This is a genomic window from Streptomyces sp. NPDC002896, from assembly GCF_040295225.1.
GTDB lineage: Bacteria > Actinomycetota > Actinomycetes > Streptomycetales > Streptomycetaceae > Streptomyces.
Genome location: NZ_JBEOVA010000009.1, coordinates 204,217 through 221,497 on the forward strand (window position 1 = coordinate 204,217; position 17,281 = coordinate 221,497).

General features: G+C 72.4%; 14 protein-coding genes. 8 read left to right on the top strand and 6 right to left on the bottom strand.

The genetic code is table 11. The features are described 5' to 3' along the window. Positions 1-34 precede the first annotated feature (34 nt). Entirely contained in the window at positions 35-934 is a 900-nt protein-coding gene (locus ABT009_RS18820) for an alpha/beta fold hydrolase (RefSeq protein WP_351295562.1), read from the bottom strand. A 220-nt stretch (positions 935-1,154) separates the two neighbouring features. Continuing rightward, a complete protein-coding gene (locus ABT009_RS18825) occupies positions 1,155-3,557 on the bottom strand; it encodes a DEAD/DEAH box helicase (RefSeq protein ID WP_351295565.1) in 2,403 nt (800 codons plus the stop codon). Between the two features lie 335 nt (positions 3,558-3,892). Between ABT009_RS18825 and ABT009_RS18830 the strand changes: the two genes are divergently transcribed. Continuing rightward, positions 3,893-4,642, top strand: a complete 750-nt coding sequence (locus tag ABT009_RS18830; protein ID WP_351295568.1) for a ferritin-like fold-containing protein — start codon at positions 3,893-3,895, stop codon at positions 4,640-4,642. Between the two features lie 236 nt (positions 4,643-4,878). On the opposite strand, the gene ABT009_RS18835 is transcribed toward ABT009_RS18830, so the two are convergent. The 4 genes from ABT009_RS18835 to ABT009_RS18850 all read right to left on the bottom strand — a co-directional run bounded on the left by ABT009_RS18835 (position 4,879) and on the right by ABT009_RS18850 (position 6,939). Beyond that, complete coding sequence (locus ABT009_RS18835) at positions 4,879-5,142, bottom strand: hypothetical protein (protein ID WP_351295571.1); 264 nt, start codon at positions 5,140-5,142, stop codon at positions 4,879-4,881. 333 nt (positions 5,143-5,475) lie between these two features. Beyond that, the gene (locus ABT009_RS18840; protein WP_351295574.1) at positions 5,476-5,703 is read right to left on the bottom strand and encodes a DUF3107 domain-containing protein; all 228 of its coding nucleotides are present in this window, start codon (positions 5,701-5,703) and stop codon (positions 5,476-5,478) included. A 144-nt stretch (positions 5,704-5,847) separates the two neighbouring features. Next, positions 5,848-6,489 (bottom strand): TetR/AcrR family transcriptional regulator, encoded by a 642-nt coding sequence (locus ABT009_RS18845; RefSeq protein WP_351295577.1) that lies wholly within the window; start codon positions 6,487-6,489, stop codon positions 5,848-5,850. Between the two features lie 228 nt (positions 6,490-6,717). Then, entirely contained in the window at positions 6,718-6,939 is a 222-nt protein-coding gene (locus tag ABT009_RS18850; protein ID WP_351295580.1) for an Rv3202a family protein, read from the bottom strand. Between the two features lie 264 nt (positions 6,940-7,203). On the opposite strand from ABT009_RS18850, the gene ABT009_RS18855 reads away from it, so the two are divergent. From ABT009_RS18855 to moeZ, 7 genes are all read left to right on the top strand, one after another. Continuing rightward, positions 7,204-8,184, top strand: a complete 981-nt coding sequence (locus tag ABT009_RS18855) for an alpha/beta fold hydrolase (protein ID WP_351295583.1) — start codon at positions 7,204-7,206, stop codon at positions 8,182-8,184. Positions 8,185-8,846: 662 nt separating this feature from the next. Beyond that, positions 8,847-10,076 carry a DUF3152 domain-containing protein gene (locus ABT009_RS18860; RefSeq protein WP_502989909.1) on the top strand — a complete coding sequence of 410 codons (1,230 nt, stop codon included), beginning with the start codon at positions 8,847-8,849 and terminating at the stop codon, positions 10,074-10,076. Positions 10,077-10,374: 298 nt separating this feature from the next. After that, the gene (locus ABT009_RS18865; RefSeq protein ID WP_351295589.1) at positions 10,375-12,288 is read left to right on the top strand and encodes a DUF3492 domain-containing protein; all 1,914 of its coding nucleotides are present in this window, start codon (positions 10,375-10,377) and stop codon (positions 12,286-12,288) included. Between the two features lie 434 nt (positions 12,289-12,722). Then, positions 12,723-14,021: a hypothetical protein gene (locus ABT009_RS18870; RefSeq protein WP_351295592.1), complete on the top strand. Its 1,299-nt coding sequence runs from the start codon at positions 12,723-12,725 to the stop codon at positions 14,019-14,021. A 160-nt stretch (positions 14,022-14,181) separates the two neighbouring features. Beyond that, positions 14,182-15,147 (top strand): NAD-dependent epimerase/dehydratase family protein, encoded by a 966-nt coding sequence (locus ABT009_RS18875; protein ID WP_351295595.1) that lies wholly within the window; start codon positions 14,182-14,184, stop codon positions 15,145-15,147. Continuing rightward, positions 15,135-15,935 (top strand): spherulation-specific family 4 protein, encoded by an 801-nt coding sequence (locus ABT009_RS18880; RefSeq protein WP_351295597.1) that lies wholly within the window; start codon positions 15,135-15,137, stop codon positions 15,933-15,935. The genes ABT009_RS18875 and ABT009_RS18880 overlap by 13 nt, the downstream gene beginning before the upstream one ends. Before the next feature lie 62 nt (positions 15,936-15,997). Then, positions 15,998-17,176, top strand: a complete 1,179-nt coding sequence (moeZ, locus tag ABT009_RS18885) for an adenylyltransferase/sulfurtransferase MoeZ (protein WP_351295600.1) — start codon at positions 15,998-16,000, stop codon at positions 17,174-17,176. Positions 17,177-17,281 lie beyond the last annotated feature (105 nt).

The following is a 17,281-nucleotide window of genomic DNA, read 5'->3' on the forward strand; positions in this document are numbered from 1 at the left end:
CTGGGCGGCGCGACGTGCGATACCGCTGTACCGCTCAGCAGGCGTCCCAGAACGCGGCGATGGCCGCCGCCGTCTCCTGCGGGCGGTCCGTGTTGGGGGAGTGCTCGGCCCCGTGTACGACGGTGCGGTGTGCGGCGAGACGTGCGGCCATGTCGTCAAGCAGCGGCAACGGCCAGGTGTCGTCGCGCTCGCCGGAGAGCACGTGTTTGGGCAGCGGTACGGCGCTGAGCTCGGTGACGCGGTCGGGTTCGGTGCACAGCTGACGGCCGGTGGCGATGAGCTGGGCGGGGCTGTTGCGCAGCCAGCGGTGGCGCAGGTCCCGTGCGCCGTCGAGCCCCGGATCGGGGTCCGGAGCGGGGTCCGGGTCGCCCGGAGGGCCATCCAATTCCGTGTCCTCGGGCGTCTCGACGGCCTGCATGGCCTCCCACACCTCGGCCATGTCCATCAGGTAGAGCACCTCCTGCAGCAGCTTCACGCGCTCCTGCTGGGAGGGGGAGATCTGGGCGGGGCCCGAGGACATGAGGGTGAGTGAGACGAAGGGCGTGTGGTCCAGGAGTACGGCCGCGCGGGCGATCTGGCCGCCGAGCGAGTGGCCGAGGAGGTGCACGGACGTGCCGAGCGCGGCGGCCTGGGCGAGGACGTCACGCGCCAACTCGGCCTGTGCGTAGGGAGATTCGTCGTCGAGTGGGCCGTCCGACTCGTACTGTCCGCGGCCGTCGACGGCGACCGTGCGGTAGCCGGCGGCGGCGAGCAGCGGGTGGAGGGCGATGAAGTCCTCCTTGCTTCCGGTGAAACCGGGGAGCAGGAGGGCGGTTCCCTTGTACGGCCGACCCGTTGCCGGCGGTGCGTCGATGACGGCGAAGTCGCCCCGTTCGGTGACGAGGCGACAGGCCCGGGCGCCGGGCGGCGGGTCGAAGGTCGGCGGCCTGCTCATGCGACGAGGCTAGCGGGTCGTCCGACGGGTCCGGGCGGGCATGCAGCCCGTCCGGCGTTTGAGGACGAGCCCGAGGCGATCCGGGGGTCTGGGGGCGGAGCCCTCAGTTTCGGGAAGGGGTGGGGTGGGGGAGAAACGGGCTCGCTCCAGAGAACCCCGCACCCGTGCGTGATGGCCCGGCCCCAGGAAACGGGGTCGGGCCATCACAATGGTGGGTGGATCAGGCTTCCGCCGCCTCCGCAGCCTTGCGGGTACGACGGCGACGCGGTGCGCCCTCCGGGGCCTCCGCCGCGTCCGCGCCCGCCTCGACGGCAGCGGCCTTCGGAGCCGCCTTCGCCCGAGTGCGGCGCGGCTTGGCTTCGGCCGCGGGCGCCGTCGCCTCGTCGGCGGTCGTGGCCTCGGCGGCAGCGACGCTCTTGCGGGTGCGTCGCTTGGGCTTGGCCTCCGCCTCCTCGGCGGTTGCCGCGCCCTCTGCCGTGGTCACCGCTGTCTCCGCAGCCTTGCGGGTGCGTCGCTTGGGCTTGGCCTCGGGCGCCTCGGTGTCCGCGGTGCCTTCGGCCGTGGCCACTGCTGCCTCGGCCGCCTTGCGGGTGCGTCGCTTCGGCTTGGCCTCCGCCTCCTCGGCGGTTGCCGTGCCGTCCGCCGTGGTCACCGCTGCCGCCGCAGCCTTGCGGGTGCGGCGGCGCGGCTTCGGCTCGGGCTCGTGCGTCGTCTGGGCGGGGATTCCGGCCTCGACCGTCGCAACCGCCTCCGCCGCCGGGGCGGCCTCGGTCGCCGTCGCAGTCGCAGTCGCCGGTGCCGTTCCCGCGGCCTTGCGGGTACGGCGGCGCCGCGGCGTCTCGGTGCTCTCCGACACGGGCGCCGTCACGGCCGCCGCAGCATCCGACGCAGCCGGAGCAGTCGTGTCCGCAGCCGGAGCCGTCTGCTCGGGCAGGGGCGTGACCGGGGCCTCGGCCACGTCGACACCGACCGCGGCAACCGACGCCTCGGTCTTCACACCGCTGCGGGTACGGCGACGACGGCGCGGCGTACGCGCCTCAGCCGACTCGCTCGCGGAAGCGGAAGCGGAGAGGGCCGACTCGGCAGCCTCCGCGGTCCCCGCGGTCGTGGCACCGTCCGTGGCGGCAGCGGCACCGTCCACCGGCGCCCCACTGCGCGTACGGCGGCGCCGCCGCGGCGTACGCGCCGGACGCTCCCGCTCGTGCTCGCGCTCCGCCGACTGCGAGTGACCACCACGACCACCGCGGCCACGCGGCCCGCGGCCACCCGTCTCGCCCAGGTCCTCGATCTCCTCGGCCGCCAGCCCGGCACGGGTGCGCTCGGAGCGGGGGAGGACACCCTTCGTACCCTCGGGGATCCGCAGCTCCTCGAAGAGGTGCGGCGAGGTCGAGTACGTCTCGGGCGGGTCGTTGAAGGGGAGGTCCAGCGCCTTGTTGATCAGCTGCCAGCGCGGGATGTCGTCCCAGTCGACCAGCGTGATCGCCGTACCAGAGTTACCCGCTCGGCCCGTGCGGCCGATGCGGTGCAGGTACGTTTTCTCCTCTTCAGGAGACTGGTAGTTGATGACGTGTGTGACGCCCTCGACGTCGATGCCGCGGGCCGCGACGTCGGTGCAGACGAGCACGTCCACCTTGCCGTTGCGGAAGGCGCGCAGCGCCTGCTCGCGGGCGCCCTGGCCGAGGTCGCCGTGCACGGCGCCGGAGGCGAACCCGCGGCGCTGCAGCTGCTCGGCGATGTCGGCGGCCGTCCGCTTCGTACGGCAGAAGATCATGGCGAGAGCGCGGCCTTCGGCCTGCAGTATGCGCGAGACCATCTCCGGCTTGTCCATGGAGTGCGCGCGGTACACGTGCTGCGAGATGTTGGCGACCGTCGCGCCCTCGTCGTCCGGCGCGGTGGCGCGGATGTGCGTGGGCTGCGACATGTAGCGGCGGGCGAGGCCGATGACGGCGCCCGGCATGGTCGCGGAGAAGAGCATCGTCTGGCGGCGGGCCGGCAGCATGTTGATGATCTTCTCGACGTCGGGCAGGAAGCCCAGGTCGAGCATCTCGTCGGCCTCGTCGAGGACCAGGCACTTCACGTGGCTCAGGTCGAGCTTCTTCTGGCCGGCGAGGTCGAGCAGTCGGCCGGGGGTGCCGACGACGACGTCGACGCCCTTCTTCAGGGCGTCGACCTGCGGCTCGTAGGCCCGGCCGCCGTAGATCGCGAGGACGCGGACGTTGCGGACCTTGCCCGCGGTCAGCAGGTCGTTGGTGACCTGCGTGCACAGCTCGCGGGTGGGGACGACGACGAGCGCCTGCGGCGCGTCGGTCAGCTGCTCGGGCTGCGCCCGGCCGGCCTCGACGTCCGCCGGAACGGTGACGCGCTCGAGGAGGGGGAGACCGAAGCCCAGCGTCTTGCCGGTACCGGTCTTGGCCTGGCCGATGACGTCGGTGCCGGAGAGCGCGACGGGGAGCGTCATCTCCTGGATGGGGAAGGGGTGGACGATGCCGACGGCCTCGAGGGCCTCGGCGGTCTCGGGGAGAATCCCGAGCTCTCGGAAAGTCGTACGCTGCGTAGTCAGGGTGTTGCCTCTTCTGTGTATGCGGTGCGAGGCGAACGCTGGGGGTCGTGACCGTGCCGTCATGACGCCGGCCGCCTTGTTTTCGCGGGGCGGACGGCGCGGGACCACTGCCGACGCTCGAGCGCTCGAACCGCTGAGGGCCCCTCCATGGGAAGCCGTACGCACTGAGGCGTACGGCTGGAGGGCTGTCGGGTCGGAGCCGATCGGGCCACCGACCGGGCATCCTCATTCGTGCGGCTCGTCGGTTTACCGTCAAGATGCGGCGATGAACTCGGCGAGCGCATTACCACTGTACCCCGGAACGGCGCACACTCGATGGCCGAATTGGTCACGTAGTCGTCGTCACAGTGATTGACCAGGGACTTCCGTGCGACGGCAAGCGGACTATTGTGCGCTGCATGACCTCGCCTGACAACGCCCCTGACAAAGCCGCCGACGCATCCGCTGAGCCGACCGGAATCGCCGCCCAGGACTGGGCGACGGCCTCCGCCGATCCCCAGTACCGTGCCGCGGTCGTCGATCTGCTCGGCGCCCTGGCGTACGGGGAGCTGGCGGCGTTCGAGCGCCTCGCGGAGGACGCGAAGCTGGCGCCGACCCTCGCCGACAAGGCTGAGCTGGCGAAGATGGCGTCGGCCGAGTTCCACCACTTCGAGCAGCTCAGGGACCGGCTTGCGTCCATCGGCGAGGAGCCGACCGGGGCGATGGAGCCGTTCGTGGCCGCGTACGAGGGCTTCCACAAGCAGACGGCGCCGTCGGACTGGCTGGAGGGCCTGGTCAAGGCCTACGTCGGCGACTCGATCGCGAGCGACTTCTACCGCGAGGTGGCCGCGCGCCTGGACTCCGACACGCGCGCTCTGGTGCTGGGCGTCCTCGACGACACCGGGCACGCGAGCTTCGCCGTGGAGAAGGTGCGCGCCGCCATCGACGCGGAGCCGCGTGTGGGCGGGCGGCTCGCGCTGTGGGCGCGGCGGCTGATGGGCGAGGCCCTCTCGCAGTCCCAGCGGGTGGTCGCCGAGCGCGATGCGCTGTCGACGATGCTGGTGGGGGGTGTCGCGGACGGGTTCGACCTTGCGGAGGTCGGGCGGATGTTCTCGCGTATCACCGAGGCGCACACGAAGCGGATGGCCGCGCTGGGGCTGGCGGCGTAGCGCGACAGGGACAGCCTGCGGGCAGTCGTTCGCCCTGGGGCGCCTTCGGGCGTCGGTGGCGCCTTCGGGCGCCGGCCGGGGGCGGAACGGCTGCCCGCAGTGGTTTGCCCGCAGTGGTTGGAGAGGCTGCTCGCAGTGGTCGGAGACGCCGGCCGCAGCGGTCAGAGTCGCCCGCAATGGTCAGAGCCGGTGCTCGGTTTCCCTCGCCCAGGGGCCGGTCGCCAAGGGGCCGGTCCCTAGGCGGTGGCTGATCGGCGCAGTCCCGCCGGGCGGATCAGCAGCGAGAGCAGAGCCGCCGCGACGGCCAGCGCGCCGAGGAGTGTGAGCGGTGTGTGGCCCGCGCCCAGGGCGCTGTGCGTGACGAATGCCCCGAACAGTGCCCCGACGACACCCGTCGGTAGAACGAGGGTGCGGGCAGGGAGGCGGTGCGGCAGGAGCCGTGTCGCCACCCAGGCCAGCGCAAGACCGATGACTGCGGAGCCGAGCGCTTCCAACACCATCTGTGGTTCCCTCCCGCGCGGCCATGTCGTGTCGGTCGTAGCCCGTCCTACCCGGGGCGTCCGGAACGCAATCCTCCGCTGAGAGGAACATGTGGCGCAACTGTGAAGGCGTCACCGCATATCCGCCATGCCCGCAGGTGGCCCGCCAGGTCACGGCGCAGCCGCGGTTCGGCCGCACCCATGGGTGAATTCGGCCGCGCCCATGGGTGAAGACGTACTCCGTCCGCAGTGGAACCCGTACTCCGTCCGCGGTGCACGCAACACAGGGGTGCGGCCCGGCAGTTGGTCTGCCGGGCCGCACCCCTTACTGGTCGCGTTCGCGCCTGTTCGCGCCTAGAGGGCGCTGAAGCCCACCTTGCGGGCGGTCGGCTCGCCGATCTCCACGTACGCGAGGCGGTCGGCCGGCACCAGGACCTTGCGGCCGTGGTCGTCCATGAGGCTCAGCAGCGGAGCCTTCCCGGACAGCGCCTCGGACACCGCCTTCTCGACCTCCTCGGCGGTCTGACCGCTCTCCAGAACGATCTCGCGGGGCGCGTACTGCACGCCGATCTTGACCTCCACGGCTTTGTCCCTCCGACGGTCAGTGATGTGCGCGGCCGTCCGCGCCGTACCAGCACACACTAGCCCGGTGAGGGGATGCTCAGCCGCCGGGCATACACGCCGGTAGCGAACAGCGGACGGGAACAAAAACGCGGTGCGGTGCCGTCAGGGGTGTTCGATGCCGTGCAGCGGGAAGCCCGCGATGCCGCGCCACGCCAGCGAGGTCAGCAGCTGCACCGCCTGGTCGCGCGACACGCTGCGGTCGCTGTGCAGCCAGTACCGCGCGACGACCTGCGCCAGGCCGCCCAGGCCGGACGCCAGCAGCATGGACTCGCCCCTGGAAAGACCGGTGTCCTCCGCGATCACGTCGCAGATGGCCTCGGCGCACTGCAGCGTGACCCTGTCCACGCGCTCGCGTACCGCGCCCTCGTTCGTCAGGTCGGACTCGAAGACGAGCCGGAACGCGCCGCCCTCGTCCTCGACGTACGCGAAGTAGGCGTCCATCGTGGCCGCGACGCGCTGCTTGTTGTCGGTCGTCGACGCGAGCGCGGTGCGCACCGACTGCAGCAGGGACTCGCAGTGCTGGTCCAGCAGGGCGAGATAGAGGTCGAGCTTGCCGGGGAAGTGCTGGTAGAGGACGGGTTTGCTGACGCCCGCACGCTCGGCGATGTCGTCCATCGCGGCCGAGTGGTAGCCCTGCGCGACGAAGACCTCCTGTGCCGCGCCCAGCAGCTGGTTCCGTCGGGCACGGCGCGGCAGGCGCGTACCCCGCGGGCGCGCCGCCTCTGTCTGCTCGATGGCTGTCACGCCGCCTCCCAAGATCGTCCAAGTGCGGTGTGCGCCGCGTCCGCCATCGTACTTTTCAGTAACCGTGGTGTGCGCGGTGCGCGTGCAGAATTTCACGGACCGGACAGGGTCGGATCGGAACATAAACGGCCGGACGGGGGCAAGATCTCCTGGTGGTCGGTCGCGGTGGCCGGTCACCGGCGGTCTGTCAGCGGCAGCCGGCCGGCGGTACCGGTCCATGGGTGCTGTTCATCGGTAGTCGTCCTCGTCGAGGGCGACCACGCGTGCCTGTTCCACCCGGTCCGCCTCGTTGGCCTTGTCCGGGTCCGAGTCCTGCAGTGAGTCGTCGCGGTTCGGCGCGAGATCCGCGTGCTGTTCGGCGGCGTCCGCCTCCGGAGCCTCGACGTCGATCTCGGGTACGGGTTCCGCGGCGTCCTCGAACGTCTCGGGGTCGGTGGGGTCGACGGTCATGTGTCCTCTTCCCGAGCGGTGCGAGCGCGCTCGTTGTCCGAGTGCAGTCGGTCCGAGGTTGTTCTCGTGCGGTCCGAGTGTGTCCTCGTATGGTCCGATTGTGTTCTCGTTGCGGTCCGAGCTCCGGCCCTCTGCGGGCCGATGAACCGTGTGCGACGTCCGAGTGCTCTCCTTAAGAGCGTAGGAAACACCCGATCCCAGCGCTACGCGATCTGTGACGGCGAACACACAAACAGGCGCGTGATCGTCTCGTAACATTGCCGCATGTCTTCGACCGAGCTGCCGCCTGCCCTCGCCGCCACTGTCGCGCCCAGGGTGGGCGCTGTCAGGGTCGCGGACGGTGAGCAGCTCCGCTCGGTGGCCCTTTCGGGACTCACACTGAGCGTCCGCGCACGGCCGCCGGCCCGCGAGGGACTGCCGTCGGCGCTGTACGTCCACGGATTGGGCGGCTCCTCGCAGAACTGGTCGGACCTGATGCCGCTGCTCGAGGACGTCGTGGACGGCGAGGCGGTCGACCTGCCCGGCTTCGGGGACTCCCCGCCGCCGGACGACGGCGACTACTCGGTCACCGGGCACGCCCGGGCCGTCATCCGCTATCTCGACGCGCAGGAGCGCGGGCCCGTCCATCTCTTCGGTAACTCGCTGGGCGGCGCGGTCGCCACACGCGTCGCCGCGGTCCGGCCCGACCTCGTGCGCACCCTGACACTGATCTCCCCCGCACTGCCGGAGCTCCGGGTGCAGCGGGGTGCGGTGCCGACGGCCCTGCTCGCGCTGCCCGGGGTCAGCCTGCTGTTCACCCGGATGACGCGGGACTGGACGGCGGAGCAGCGGGTCCACGGCGTCATGCAGCTCTGCTACGGCGACCCCGGGCGGGTCACGGCGGAGGGATTCAGGGCCGCCGTAGAGGAGATGGAGCGACGGCTCCGGCTCCCCTACTTCTGGGATGCCATGGCGCGCTCGGCGCGCGGCATCGTGAACGCCTACACGCTGGGCGGTCAGCACGGGCTGTGGCGCCAGGCCGAGCGGGTACTCGCCCCGACCCAGCTCATCTACGGCGGTCGCGACCAGCTGGTCGCGTACCGCATGGCGCAGCGGGCGGCGCGTGCCTTCCGCGACTCCCGGCTGCTGACCCTGCCGGACGCCGGGCACGTCGCGATGATGGAGTACCCGGAGGCGGTCGCGAAGGCCTTCCGGGAACTGCTCGCCGAAACGGACGGGCAGGCCTACGTGAGCGCGGGGAGCTGAGACGGCGCGTGGGACGTCATAGCCGCCGGGGTCCGGTGGAAAACCGCCGCGGGCCGGCAGACGCCGGCGGCACCACCGACATTCGGACAGCGGACATCCGGGCGGGCGTTGCCGCGCCGCCGGAGACGGGGCCGGAGGCCCGCCCCACGGCTCCCGGCTCGGCGCACCGGCCGGGGCCGGGGAGCCAGGGGCAGCCGGGGAGCCAGGGGCAGGCGCGGCCGGTTCCGCAGCGGCCACAGGTATCGGGCCAGGCACCGGCGCCCTGGCCGGAGGGGACTCCGGCGAACAGCGCAGCGCGGATGTGGGACGGGACGCCTGCACATGGCGTTCCAAGGGCACGACAGGACGGCACCCCTGGGGGTGCCGCCCCGCGTATGAACGACGGCACCCCTGGGCCTGGCGGTCCGCGGATGTGGGACGGGACTCCGGCTCGCGGGGTCCCGCGATTGCCTGATGGGACTCCGGCTCGTGGGGTGCCGCGGCTGCCGGACGGCACTCCGGCCCATGGGGTGCCGCGGCTCCCTGACGGTACTCCCGCGCGTGGGGTGCCCAGATCTTCCGACGGGACTCCGGCCCACGGAGTGCCTCGACTTCCCGACGGGACTCCGGCCCATGGGGTTCCTCGGGTGCCGGACGGGACTCCGGCTCAGGGCGTTCCCCGTATGTGGGATGGCACGCCGGCACGTGGTGTTCCGCGGATAGCCGACGGCACCCCAGCCCACGGCGTACCGCATGTGCGCGGTGGGCACCCCGAGGAGCGGGAGTCGGCGACCGGCGGTGGCTGGGGCGCCCGTGGTGGTGCGCCGCGGGCGGGCGGTGCGTATGCCGGTTCGGTCGCGCCTGCCGGTCCGCGGATCCCCGGGCCGCGCAGGGAGTACCTCGACGCGTTCGACGACGTGGACGTGTTCGCCCCGCGCAACGCCCCGACGGTCAACCCGGCGGCGAGCCCGACGGCGCCCGCCGGCCCGTACGCGCCCGTCACCGGCCGGCGCACGGCGGATGGCACCGACGAGCCGCCGACAGCCGCGCCGGGCGGACCCGACGACCCCGACGGCTTCGACGGACCGACGCGCGCCAAGGAGGCCAAGGGCGGCAAGGGCCGCGCCCTGACCGGTGTCGCGGCCGCCGCCGTCGCCACCGTCCTCGCCGTGGTCGTCGCCGGGCAGGTGGCCGGCGGCCACGACAGCGCCGGCACGCAGACGCAGGCCGCGGAGGCCGATCGGGACACCGACGCCCAGGCCTCGCGCTCCGACGGCCGGGCCACGCCCTCCGAGACGGCTGCCGCGGTCCCGGCGACGTACGCCGTGAAGATGAGCAAGAAGTACGCTCTCGACCCGCAGCTGAAGGGTTCGGGGAAGTTCGAGGTCGTCCCGGGGTTCGACAAGGCGCCCGGAAAGGGGCAGTTGTTCCGCTACCGCGTGGATGTCGAGCAGGGGCTCGGCCTGGACGGCGAACTCTTCGCGGAGGCCGTGCAGAAGACCCTGAACGACGACCGGAGTTGGGCCCACAACGGCGGCCGCACCTTCGAGCGGGTCTCATCGGGCAAGGCCGACTTCGTCATCACGCTGGCGAGCCCCGGCACGACGGCGGTCTGGTGCGCCAAGTCCGGGCTCGACACGACCGAGGACAACGTGTCCTGCGACTCGGCCGCCACGGAACGCGTCATGATCAACGCCTACCGCTGGGCACAGGGCGCGAAGACCTACGGCGACCGCATCTACGCGTACCGGCAGATGCTCATCAACCACGAGGTCGGCCACCGCCTCGGCTTCAACCATGTGACCTGCACCCGGAACGGTGCGCTCGCACCGGTCATGCAGCAGCAGACGAAGTTCCTGACGTACGGCGGAATCACCTGCAAGCCAAACCCCTGGCCGTACCCCAACAGTTGATTCATCCGAGGAGCCGGTGGGCCGGCGGGAGGTGACCGCTGCGCCCCTCCCTCCACCCGGACCTCGCTGCGCAACGACGCTCCGGTCGGCGGGAATTGGCCACAGTGTGACGATACGTAGCCAAGCAATCTCCTAGCGCGACGAAACGCACCCTGCACGGGAAAGTTACGTCCGTTCACCCCTTTTGGTGGCGCGATGGACAACCGTCCATCGCGCCACCGGCATGTCCGCATACGTTCGTCCTGCTGCGGGCCGCCCGGCCATTGGCGGCGGCCTACGGGAGATCGGGGGTGTACTCGTGCGCATCGGACTACTTACGGAGGGTGGCTATCCGTATATGAGCGGTGATGCCAGGCTCTGGTGCGACCGGCTCGTGCGCGGGCTCGGGCAGCACGAATTCGACGTCTACGCGTTCAGCCGCAGCCGGCAGCAGGAGGACGAGGGCTGGATCGCGCTGCCGCCGCAGGTCAACCGGGTCCGGACGGCGTCGCTGTGGTCCGCGGACGGCGGGGGCGTGGCGTACGGGCGGCGCGCGCGGCGGCGGTTCGCCGAGTGCTACGGAGAGTTGGCGGCGGCGCTGTGCGCGGGCGGGGCCGGCGTCGCAGGCGCAGTTGCCGGTGGCACGGGCAGCGCTGGGGGCGCACGCCGCGTGCGCGGTCACGACGCGGCCGAGGCATCGGCTGACGGGTCCGCCCGCGTTCCGGCGCCGCGCTCGCAGCCGGGATCCGCGGAGGCATCCGACGGCGCCGACACCTGCGTCGGCACCAAGGAGGACCGTTTCTGCAGTGCGCTGTACGGGCTCGCCGAACTCGCCCGCGACGAGGGCGGACTGGCCGCCGCCCTGCGCTCCGAGACGGCGGTACAGGCACTCGAGCGCGCCTGCCGGGCGCCCGGCGCACCACGCGCCGCACAACTCGCCCGAGTGCCCGACCTGCTCGCCGTCACCGCCCACCTGGAACGCGCACTGCGCCCCCTCTCGCTCGACTGGTACGAGGACGACGGGCTCGGCTCGGTCGACCTGTGCCACGCCACGTCCGGCGGCGCGGCCGCCCTGGCCGGACTGCTCGCCAAGGAGTTCTCCGGAGTCCCCCTGCTCGTCACCGAGTACGGCGTGCAGCTGCGGGCGCACTACCTGGCGGCGGCCCAGGAGTACTCGAGTGCACCGGTCCGCACGCTGCTGGCCGCGTTCCACGGGCGGCTCGCGGCCGAGGTCTACCGGAAGGCCGCGCTCATCACCCCCGGCAATACGCACGCCCGGCGCTGGCAGGAGCGGTGCGGCGCCGACCGCGCCAAACTGCGCACCGTCTACCCCGGCATGGAGGCCTCCCACTTCGCGGAGGTCGGCGAGAGCACCGAGTGCGCCGACCCCGGCACCCTCGTGTGGGTCGGCCGCATCGAACCCGGCAAGGACCTGGTCTCGCTACTGCACGCGTTCGCTGAGATCCGCAAGGACGAGCCGAAGGCACGGCTGCGGATCGTCGGCGCGCCCGCCGAGGGCGCGGAAGCCGCGACGTATCTCGCGCAGTGCCGCGCACTGGCCGCGCAGCTCTTCCCGGACGAGGCGGAGGGCGTGCACGCGGTCGGCGACAACCCGGTGTCGTTCGAGGAGCTGGGCGCGCCCGCGGTGCCGGATCTCGCGGAGGCGTACGCCGCCGGGAGCGTGGTCGTGCTGTCGAGCGTCGTGGAGGGCTTCCCCATCGGCCTCGTCGAGGCGATGTTCTGCGGGCGCGCGACCGTGTCCACCGACGTCGGCGCCGTGGTGGAGGTCATCGGCGGCACCGGGCTCGTCGTACCGCCACGCAATCCGCGCGCCCTCGCCGAGGCGTGCCTCGCGCTGCTGCGTGACCCCGAGCGGCGCGCGCGGCTGGGTGCGGCGGCGCGTGCGCGGGCGCTCGAACTGTTCACGGTCGAGCAGAACATCGCGGCGTTCGGCTCGCTCTACCTGGAGATCGTCTCGCACTGCCCCGTACGCCGTGAGGCCGTGGACGACACCGGAGAACCACTGCCCTTCGGCGTGCCGCCCGAGGCCCATGTGCCAGGCACCTGGACGGCGGCGTCCGAGGCGGCAGGGCGGTCCGGAGACGGACGGGCCGGCGGACCGGCGTCCGGGCGGACGGCGCCGCGCTGGGTGACGCCGATGAGGGCAGGGGCCCGGGGCGGGTCCGCTGCCGGTGCCCGGGCCGCCTTCATCCCGGGGGAGGGGGCACTGTGAACATGCAGGACACGGAGGAGGCACGGGCGGCGTTCGACGCGGCGGGCTCCCCGGGCTCGTCGGCTGCGTCGGGCTCGTCGGGTGACGAGGCGTCGAGAGGGTTGTCCGGGATGTTCTTGGACGGGTCTGCGCTTTCGCCGGACCCTGGGCCGGAGCTGGAGCCGGCGTCGGGGACGGCTACTGCGCCGGAGGCGGAGGCCGGGGCCGGGTCGGGCGCGTGGGGTGAACCGAACGCTTGGGCCCTGCTGGATCCGTGGGCCCGGTTGGGCTCCGGACTGGGGTCGGAGCCCGGCTCGATGGGGCGCCGAGGGCCCGAATCCGAGGCGGAGGGCCACACGGGCTCTGCGGAGAAGGGCGGTTCGGGGTCGTCGGCGGGCGACGGTTCTCTGTTTCTCGCGGAGCGCGATTCAGTGGCTGCGGCAGGGGGCCGGTCCATGGCTGCGGCAACGGACCGTTTCGTGGAGCTGCCCGGACGGAGTTCGGCCGAGGGGAGTGGTCCGGCAGCCTCGGGTACCGCGGAGGCTGCCCTGGATCACGGCATCCCTGACCGTGCCGTCGGCGATGGCGGCTACGGCGACGGCGGTCGCGCCGCAGTCCGTACCGAGGGCGAGGGCCGCACAACCCCGCGTGACGGGCGTCAGGACCGGCGCGAGCGGCGGCCCGATGGCGCCCGGCGCCGGGCCGTCGACCCCGTCAAAGGGCTGATGCACCAGCACCGCGAGCTCTGCGAGCGGGCCATCGACCCGCTCGAGATCGCCGCCGGGCTCGAGGGCCACGGCCTGACTGACCGGACGGCCGCACGATTCCGGCACAGGGACGTTTTCTCGCTCGCCGAGGAGATGTACGCGCGCGTGCCGCGCGCCGGCGAGCCCGCCGAGACGCCCGCGACGCGTGGCACGCCCGAGCCGCGCGCCGCATGGGCCGCGTCGGCGCTGCTGCCCGGCGCCGTGTGCGGTCTCGCGGTCGTCGGCATGCATGCCCTCGGCGGCCACCTCCGGCCGGTCGCTGCCATCGCCGGCGCCATCGCCGTCACGGCCGCCCTGTGCCTCGCACTCCGCCACGGACCCCTGCAGTCCCCGGGACGTGCCGGAACCGCCACGCGCGCGTGGACGGGCTGGCTCATCGTCTACGCCGTGTGCGGCGACGGGCTGCTGGCAGCCGTCCTCGCGGGCGGGCCCGACGGGCCGTGGCCGCTTGCGACTGCGCCTGCCCTCGGCCTCGCGCTCGCCGTGGCGCCTGCCACCTGGGGCGCGTACCTCTTCGCCGCCAAAGCCCGCAGCAAACTGGCCGTCAGCCGGGGCCTGGACGAGTTCGGCGCAGCCGTACGGCCGTTGCTGCTCGGCGTCTTCGCCCTGTTCCTGACCGCGCTGGCCGCGCTGCTCGGGCTGTCAGGGGCGTTTCTCGGCGAGGACGCCGCATACGCGGGAGCCGGTGCCCTCGGGGCCCTGCTGCTGCTCGGGCGCCTCCTCGCCGCGCACGGTGCGGGCCACGTTCCCGCGGTCGTGCTCGGCGCGGCGGCCGGCACGGAGCTGCTGGCCCTGGCCTCGGCGTTCGCGGGACGACTCCCAGGCTTCTCGGTCCTGGCCGTGCCCGTCGAGGCCGCCGTCGACGCCGGAGGGCCCGGACTGGTCCCGGCCGCCGCCTGCGGTGCCGCGGCTCTGGTCCTGCTGGTCCATGCGGTCCGCAAGCTGGCCTGCGCCTCCGCCCATGCGACGACCGAGGACGCGTCATGAGGCATACGAGCGGGGCTGGGCCCGCTCTGCGCAGCGCCCCGGCCGGCGCTGCGCCACGAGAAGCAGCCACGTACTCACCCCTTGACCCACGGCAAGTCCCCGAAGGAGAAGACCAGATGACCACCACTCTCCCCGGAGAGTCCGTCCCAGGAGCCGCCCGATGAGGGTGTTGCTGATCGGAGCCAACGGATACCTCGGACGGTTCGTCGCCGACCGGCTGGTGGCCGACCCGGCCGTCCAGCTCACCACGCTCGGCCGCGGCGACGACGCAGACGTGCGGTTCGACCTCGCCAGCGGCAGCCCCGGCGCGCTCACCCGCTTCCTGGACGCCGTGCACCCCGGGGTCGTCATCAACTGCGCAGGCACCACCAGAGGCGGCGCCCGGGAACTGACCCGGCACAACACCGTCGCCGTCGCCACCGTCTGCGAGGCCATGCGCCGCAGCGGCTGCGCGGCACGCCTCGTGCAGATCGGCTGCGGCGCCGAGTACGGGCCGAGCCAGCCCGGATCCTCCACCGCCGAGGACGCCGTACCGCGCCCGGGCGGCCCGTACGGCGTCAGCAAGCTCGCCGCGACCGAGCTGGTCCTCGGGTCGGGGCTCGACGCGGTCGTGCTGCGCGTGTTCTCGCCTGCCGGACCCGGCACGCCCGCCGGATCCCCGCTCGGCCGGCTCGCCGAGGCCATGCGGCGCGCCATGCAGTCCGGCGACGGCGAGCTCAAGCTCGGCGGACTCGGCGTACAACGCGACTTCGTCGACGTACGCGACGTGGCGCGCGCCGTGCATGCCGCCTCGCTGTCGGCCGCGCAGGGCGTCGTCAACATCGGTTCGGGGCGTGCCGTGCGGCTGCGGGACGCCGCCGCCGTCCTCGCACGGGTGGCCGGTTTCGGCGGCGCGCTGCACGAACTCGACACACCCCCAGGGCCGGTACGGCCGGTCCTCGGGCACCCCCGCCCCGACCCCGACCATCCGGCCCCGCCCGCCACCGCGGTCCCCTACCCGGACGGCTGCGGCAGCTGGCAGCAGGCCGATGTGCGCACCGCACGCGACAGGCTCGGCTGGCGGCCCCGGATCCACCTCGAGGAGTCCCTCGCCGACATCTGGATGGAGGCGGCATGCCGCATCTGACCAGCACCGCCATGGGCACCACGAGCACCGATGTAGGTGTCGGCTTCGGCGTCCCCGGCTACGCCCACCCCCTCGTCGCCCCGGTGGAATGGGCCGAACTCGCCCGCCCGGGTACCCCCCTGGACTGGGTCGTCCTGAATGTCGCGGGCGGGCCGGGCGTATGGCCCGACCCCCACTGCCTGGAGGCGGTGGGTCGCGTACGGAACACCGCGCGGGCACAGGCGCGCGACGCCGCGCGGGGCGCCCGCCGTCCGGCGGGCGCCGGGCGTGTTCTCGGTCACCTGGACGCGCGCTACGGCGCCCGCTCCTTCGGTGAGCTCGTCTCCGACGCGCACCGCTATCTCGACTGGTACCAGGTCGACGGTTTCCTCATCGACCACTGCCCGACCGAGCGCGCCGCGCTGCCGGAGATACAGCGGACCGTCGGCACCCTCCGCGGCCTGCTCGGCGACCCCCACATCGTGTTCGGCCACGGCACGCACCCGTACCCGGGCTACGCCGAAGTCGCCGACCAGCTGGTGACCTTCTCCGGGCCGTGGAGCGACTACCGCTGGTCGCAGGTGGCGGAGTGGACCGCCGACCATCCGCCCGAACGCTTCTGCCACCTGGTGCACGGCGTGCCCCGCGGCCACCTCGACGAGGCGCTGCGGATCGCCCGCTGGCAGGGCGCCTCGACCATCTACTTCACCGACCGCACCGCCCGCGCGGGCTCGGCCGATCCCTGGGCGGGCATGCCCGGCTACTGGGACGAAATCGTCTCGATGCTCGGACCAGGTGTCTCGGAATGAAGATGGGCGTGGCAGTGTTACTCGGAGAACAACCTTCCGTAATACCGATCAACGGAGTCCCCGTGTCGCTGCCACCCCTGGTCGAGCCAGCAGCTGAGCTCACCGTAGACGAGGTCCGCAGGTACTCCCGCCACCTGATCATCCCCGACGTCGGGATGGACGGGCAGAAGCGGCTGAAGAACGCCAAGGTGCTGTGTGTGGGCGCCGGCGGCCTCGGATCGCCGGCCCTGATGTACCTCGCCGCGGCCGGCGTCGGCACGCTCGGCATCGTGGAGTTCGACGAGGTCGACGAGTCGAACCTGCAGCGCCAGATCATCCACAGCCAGGCGGACATCGGCCGTTCCAAGGCGGAGTCCGCGCGTGACTCCGTCAAGGGCATCAACCCGTACGTGAACGTGATCCTTCACGAAGAGCGGCTCGAGGCCGAGAACGTGATGGACATCTTCAGCCAGTACGACCTGATCGTCGACGGCACGGACAACTTCGCGACCCGCTACCTGGTCAACGACGCCTGCGTGCTGCTCAACAAGCCGTACGTCTGGGGTTCGATCTACCGCTTCGACGGCCAGGCGTCCGTCTTCTGGTCCGAGCACGGGCCCTGCTACCGCTGCCTCTACCCGGAGCCCCCGCCGCCGGGCATGGTCCCCTCCTGCGCCGAGGGCGGCGTGCTCGGTGTGCTGTGCGCGTCCATCGGCTCCATCCAGGTCAATGAGGCCATCAAGCTCCTCGCGGGCATCGGCGAGCCCCTCGTCGGCCGCCTGATGATCTACGACGCCCTGGAGATGCAGTACCGCCAGGTCAAGGTCCGCAAGGACCCCAACTGCGCGGTCTGCGGTGAGAACCCGACCGTCACCGAGCTGATCGACTACGAGGCCTTCTGCGGCGTCGTGTCCGAGGAGGCCCAGGAGGCGGCCGCCGGTTCGACGATCACTCCGAAGCAGCTCAAGGAGTGGATCGACGACGGCGAGAACATCGACATCATCGATGTCCGCGAGCCGAACGAGTACGAGATCGTCTCGATCCCCGGCGCCCGTCTGATCCCGAAGAACGAGTTCCTCATGGGCAACGCCCTGCAGGACCTTCCGCAGGACAAGAAGATCGTCCTGCATTGCAAGACGGGTGTCCGCAGTGCGGAAGTCCTCGCCGTGCTGAAGTCCGCGGGCTTCGCGGACGCGGTGCACGTCGGCGGCGGCGTGATCGGCTGGGTCAACCAGATCGAGCCCCAGAAGCCGGTCTACTAGGCCGCGCGGGCCTGCTCGGCCTTCGCGCACCTCGCTCTCTCGGAAGGGGCCCTGCTCGCGGCATGCGAGCGGGGCCCTTCTGCATGCCACGGCATGCGGCGCTCC

Bases quoted from the DNA above. Each gene is read 5' to 3' on its own strand.
- ABT009_RS18830 (WP_351295568.1), top strand. From the start codon at position 3,893: ATGACCTCGCCTGACAACGCCCCTGACAAAGCCGCCGACGCATCCGCT.
- ABT009_RS18835 (WP_351295571.1), bottom strand. From the start codon at position 5,142: ATGGTGTTGGAAGCGCTCGGCTCCGCAGTCATCGGTCTTGCGCTGGCC.
- ABT009_RS18820 (WP_351295562.1), bottom strand. From the start codon at position 934: ATGAGCAGGCCGCCGACCTTCGACCCGCCGCCCGGCGCCCGGGCCTGT.
- ABT009_RS18870 (WP_351295592.1), top strand. From the start codon at position 12,723: ATGGCTGCGGCAACGGACCGTTTCGTGGAGCTGCCCGGACGGAGTTCG.
- ABT009_RS18825 (WP_351295565.1), bottom strand. From the start codon at position 3,557: ATGACGGCACGGTCACGACCCCCAGCGTTCGCCTCGCACCGCATACAC.
- ABT009_RS18860 (WP_502989909.1), top strand. From the start codon at position 8,847: ATGTGGGATGGCACGCCGGCACGTGGTGTTCCGCGGATAGCCGACGGC.
- ABT009_RS18880 (WP_351295597.1), top strand. From the start codon at position 15,135: ATGCCGCATCTGACCAGCACCGCCATGGGCACCACGAGCACCGATGTA.
- ABT009_RS18855 (WP_351295583.1), top strand. From the start codon at position 7,204: ATGTCTTCGACCGAGCTGCCGCCTGCCCTCGCCGCCACTGTCGCGCCC.
- ABT009_RS18850 (WP_351295580.1), bottom strand. From the start codon at position 6,939: ATGACCGTCGACCCCACCGACCCCGAGACGTTCGAGGACGCCGCGGAA.
- ABT009_RS18875 (WP_351295595.1), top strand. From the start codon at position 14,182: ATGAGGGTGTTGCTGATCGGAGCCAACGGATACCTCGGACGGTTCGTC.